4 protein-coding genes are annotated in these 4,448 nt (G+C 67.5%); 3 read left to right on the top strand and 1 reads right to left on the bottom strand.

Features of this window, described 5'->3' with window-relative positions; translation table 11 throughout:
* The first annotated feature begins 96 nt into the window (after nucleotides 1-96).
* From AB7O82_RS36310 to AB7O82_RS36300, 3 genes are all read left to right on the top strand, one after another.
* Entirely contained in the window at nucleotides 97-1,476 is a 1,380-nt protein-coding gene (locus AB7O82_RS36310; RefSeq protein ID WP_428621706.1) for an MmgE/PrpD family protein, read from the top strand.
* The gene (locus AB7O82_RS36305; RefSeq protein WP_428554573.1) at nucleotides 1,473-2,486 is read left to right on the top strand and encodes a Bug family tripartite tricarboxylate transporter substrate binding protein; all 1,014 of its coding nucleotides are present in this window, start codon (nucleotides 1,473-1,475) and stop codon (nucleotides 2,484-2,486) included. Before AB7O82_RS36310 ends, AB7O82_RS36305 begins: the two co-directional genes overlap by 4 nt.
* 194 nt (nucleotides 2,487-2,680) lie before the next feature.
* Nucleotides 2,681-3,640: a 2-dehydro-3-deoxygalactonokinase gene (locus AB7O82_RS36300; RefSeq protein WP_428621704.1), complete on the top strand. Its 960-nt coding sequence runs from the start codon at nucleotides 2,681-2,683 to the stop codon at nucleotides 3,638-3,640.
* A 391-nt stretch (nucleotides 3,641-4,031) separates the two neighbouring features.
* Here AB7O82_RS36300 and AB7O82_RS36295 read toward each other — a convergent pair.
* Nucleotides 4,032-4,448 (bottom strand): DUF1801 domain-containing protein (locus AB7O82_RS36295; RefSeq protein ID WP_428554567.1); only part of this gene is annotated, 417 nt, incomplete at its 5' end.

Below are 4,448 nucleotides of genomic sequence, written 5' to 3'. Positions count from 1 at the left end.
GTCGTGGATTTTTGAACCCGGTCGCGGTTTGATGACCAAACAATCGCTCCCGCAATGTCTCGATGTTGCGGGAATTGCTGGCCGGGTGGGGGCGCCTTGACGCAGCAGAGCAACAGCATCGACCAGATCGCGGCCTGGGCGGAAACGCTCGCGGCCCGTCAGGTCCCGCCGGCTGCCTTCGCACTCGCAAGGAGGGCTTTCCTCGACACGCTCGCGGTGTCGCTGTCGGGATCGCAGCTCGACTCGGCCCGCATCGTTACGGAGCTCGCACGCGATCTCGGCCAGGGGGACGGGCCCAGCTCGGTCATTGGACGAGGCTTCAAGGCCGACATTCTCGCGGCCGCCCTCGCCAACGGCACGGCCGCCCATGCCGAGCTGTTCGACGACAACAACGAACCGATGATGTCTCATCCCAGCGCGTCCCTGGTTTCGGCCCTGCTGCCGCTCGGCCAGTCGCGCGGGCTCGGCGGCGCCGACGTGCTACTGGCCTATGTCGTGGGCTTCGAGATCAATGTCGTGCTGGGGCGCGAGCTCAATCCGCGCTTCTACGAAGCGGGTTGGCACGTGACACGCACGCTGGGCGTGCTGGGCGCCACCGCGGCGTGCTGCCGGCTGCTCGGGCTGAGCCCCCGGCCGTTCCGGGCGGCCTTGGGGATCGCCGCGTCCATGGCGAGCGGCCTGCGCCAGAATTTCGGCACCATGACGATGGCGCTGCATGCCGGTCTCACCGCCCGCGACGCCGTGCAGGCCGCGCTGCTGGCGGAGAAGGGCTTCCTGTCGGACGCCGAGGCACTCGACGGCCGGTACGGCTTCTTCAACCTGTTCGCCGGGGGGCCGCCGGCCTGCCTGCCCGGATCCCTGCCGCTCGGCCAGCCGTTCGAGCTCCTCCGGTCCGGCATCATCTTCAAGCCTTATCCCTCGGGGGCGCCCACCCATGCGGCGGTGCACGCCGCACTCGCGCTGCACGGCAGGCTGGGCGGCCGCCTGCACGAGCTGACGGGCATCGTCTGCCACGTCCATCCCTGGAACTTCATGACATTGCGCGAAGGCATTCCCGCCGACACCCTGAGAGCGCGCGTCAGCCTGCGCTACTGCGTTGCCGCGGCGCTGCGCTACGGCGCGGTGGGCAGCGCCCAGTTCACCGATTCCGCCCTCGCCGATCCGCTGGTGCAGAAATTCATGGACCTGGTCGAGATCAGGCAGGCCGACGACCTTCCCGACAACGGCCTGTTTCCGGCCGCCGTCGAGGTGCGGCTGGCGAACGGCGAGACTGCCCAGGTGCGCTGCGACGTCCCGCCGGGCGCGCCGGCCAATCCGATGTCGGGCGCCGATGCCGACCGGAAGTACCGCAGCTGCGCCAGCGCCGTGCTCGAGGCTCACGCCATCGAGCGTACACGAGCCATGATCCTGGGAATCGACCGCCTCGCCGATATCGGCGAGCTTTGCAGCGCGCTCGAGGGAGGAACGCAATCATGACAAGGAAGCAGGAAGTACCGACACGACGGCCTGTGGGGAGGCGGCGCGTTCTGGCCGGCGCCATGCTGCCGGGCGCGCTGATGCTCGCCCCTTCGGCGGCGCATGCCGCCTGGCCGGAGCGTCCGGTCCGCATGATCATTCCGTTCGTGGCGGGCGCCGGCGCCGACATCGTCGGCCGCACCTACGCCGAGGAGCTCGCCAAGACGCTCGGCCAGCCGGTCGTGGTCGACAACAAGGGCGGCGCGGGCGGCCTGATGGCGACCGCGGAGGGTGCGCGCGCCCCGGGCGACGGCTACACCCTGCTGCTGATCTCGCAAGGCACGACGGTGTTCAACCTCGGCCTCTACAAGGCGCCGGGCTACGATCCGCTCAAGGACCTGATGCCGGTCGCCATCTGCGGCACGCTCCCCAACGTCCTGGTGGTGGCTGCCGGCAACCCGGCGAAGAGCGTCGCCGACCTGATCGCCCAGGTGCGCGCCAGGCCGGGCGAGCTCACCTACGGCTCGAGCGGCGTCGGCAGCAGCATCCATCTCTCCGGCGTCATCTTCGAGCAGCGCGTCGGCACGAAGGTGCAGCACGTCCCCTATCGCGGCGCGCCGCCGGCCATTCTCGCGGTGGTGAACGGCGAGGTCACGATGGGCTTCTTCAACACCCCGACGGTGCTGGGGCAGATCAAGTCCGGAAAGCTCAAGGCGCTCGCCGTGACGAGCAAGGACCGTTCGCCCCTGCTGCCCGACGTGCCGACGATGGGCGAAGCCGGCGTGGCCGATTTCGTGGTCGCGACATGGCTGGGCTACGCCGTGCCGGCGGGGACGCCGGAAGCGGTCGTTGCGCGCTTCAATACCGAGATCAACCGCATCAGCGCGATGCCGCAGGTGAAGGAGAAGCTCGCCGTCCAAGGCGTCGACATGCTGGCGCCCCGCTCGCCCGCCGCCGCCCGCCAGCTGATCGTGGACGACCAGGCCGTCTGGTTGCCCATCATCCGGCAATCCGGCGCCAAGGCCGAGTAGATTTCAGGTGTACCAGCATCTCCGTCATCCCGACCGCAGCCGAGCGCAGCGAGGCGTAGTGGAGGGACCTTTCTTGTTGCAGCATCAGCAAGAAAGGTCCCTCGACTGCGCCGCCCTTTGGGCGGCTTCGCTCGGGATGACGGCATTTTTTGCCATATGCGAATGCCCTGCCGTCGCATCGGGGAGATTGTCGAGTGACCCCAGATAAGCCTTCGTCACCCGGCCTACCGGGAGCCTTCGTTGTGGTCGACTGGGGCACCAGCAGCTTTCGTGGCTGGCTGCTGTCGGCCGACGGCGTGGCGCTCGCGGAAAGTCGGGGCGGCGAAGGCATGTTGCATTGCATCGGCTCCGGCTTCGCTCCGGTGCTGCGCGATCACCTCGGCAGGCTCGGCGCGGCGGATGGCACGCCAGTGCTGATCTCCGGCATGGCGGGCGCGCGGCAGGGCTGGGCGGAGGCCCCCTATCTCAGGACGCCGACGCGCCTCGATGACCTTCACAAGGGCGCCATCCGGATCGACGCGCCCGGCGACATCCGCATCCTGCCCGGCATCGCCCAGGCTCGATCCGACCTGCCCGATGTCATGCGCGGGGAAGAAACCCAGCTTCTCGGCACGACCGAGCCCGACTTCACCGGCCTGGTGTGCATCCCGGGAACCCACAGCAAGTGGATCAGGATCGAGGCCGGTCACATCGTAGAGTTCTCGACCTACATGACCGGTGAGCTGTTCGCGGTGATCTCGCAGCACAGCATCCTGAGCCACGCAATCGACACGACCGAGCCGGTTGCGGTGGACGGCCGGCCGTTCCAGGAAGGCCTTTCGACAGCACTGGCGGTGCCGACCGCGCTGACCGCATCGCTGTTTCGCCTGCGCGCCGCGCAGGCCCTGGGATTCGAGCAGCGCACCGATGGGGCGGCGCGGCTGTCCGGTCTCCTGATTGGAACCGAGATTGCCGATGCAGGACGCCGGCACGGGCCGATGCAATCGCTGCGGCTGATCGCGGCCGGCGCCCTGGGGCGCCTTTACGAGGCGGCCTTGACCGCGCAGGGCCTCGACGTGACGACGGTCGATGCCGAGCAGGCGTCCCGGCTCGGCCTCGGCAAGGCCGCCGTCCGAATTTGGGGAGCGCGCCCACGCGCGCGGCGCGCACCGTAGCGCTGTGGAAATGCGGACGATGCGTGAAGGAAGCTCATGGCTCGAAGCGCGCCACTCCGATGGTTAGGGCATTCGTATGGGCAAAAAAAGCCGTCATTCCGAGCGCAGCGAGGCGTAGCGGAGGGACCCCTTCTTCTTGCAGCATCAGCAAGACAGGTCCCTCGACTGCGCCGCCAATGGCGCTGTAATCAGCGCCTGATCGGGCGGCTCCGCTCGGGATGACGGAGATTCTTGGTCATACGCGAATGCTCTGCACCAATGGCGGAGTAAACTCCGCCAAAGTGGCGCTGTTCCTACTGATTACACCTCCCATGAGCGCTATCGGAGTGACGCGCTCCCAGCGCGTTTTCATCGGAGCGCGGCATTGGCATGATGAACCTGTCGCCGGCCTTCAGCGTTGCCGCGAAGCCGGCATCTTCGGCCGAACGCCCGTGGGCGTCCTCTTCTTCCTCTTTGCCTGGTTGTATTCGACGGCGGCACGGACAAGGGCCTTCAGAGCAGGTTCATCGATCTTGTCGCCTTCGAAGAAATCGATCGCCCGTCTTGCGTTGCCTTCGAGGCCCGCATTGAAGAGCTTGTCGGGATCCGGAAGGCTCGCCCCGTAGGCAAAGGTGAGCTTCACCTTGCCCTTGTGCGCGTTGGCGACCGCGATCATGCCGTCGCGCGACCAAACCGGGCTTCCCATCCATTTCCATTCCTCGACGATTTCCCTGTCGGCTTCGAGGATGCACTTGCGGATGCTGGCAAAGGTCTTGCCACGCCAGTCCGTGAGCTCCGCGACAAGCCGGTCGATACGTTTCGATGGAGT

The sequence above is a fragment of the Reyranella sp. genome (genome assembly GCF_050185545.1).
GTDB lineage: Bacteria > Pseudomonadota > Alphaproteobacteria > Reyranellales > Reyranellaceae > Reyranella.
The sequence above is the reverse complement of the archived record's forward strand: the minus strand, read 5'-3'. Positions and strand labels throughout refer to the sequence as shown.

What these genes read in the sequence shown, in the direction of transcription:
- AB7O82_RS36305 (WP_428554573.1), top strand. Translation starts at nt 1,473, where the DNA reads ATGACAAGGAAGCAGGAAGTACCGACACGACGGCCTGTGGGGAGGCGG.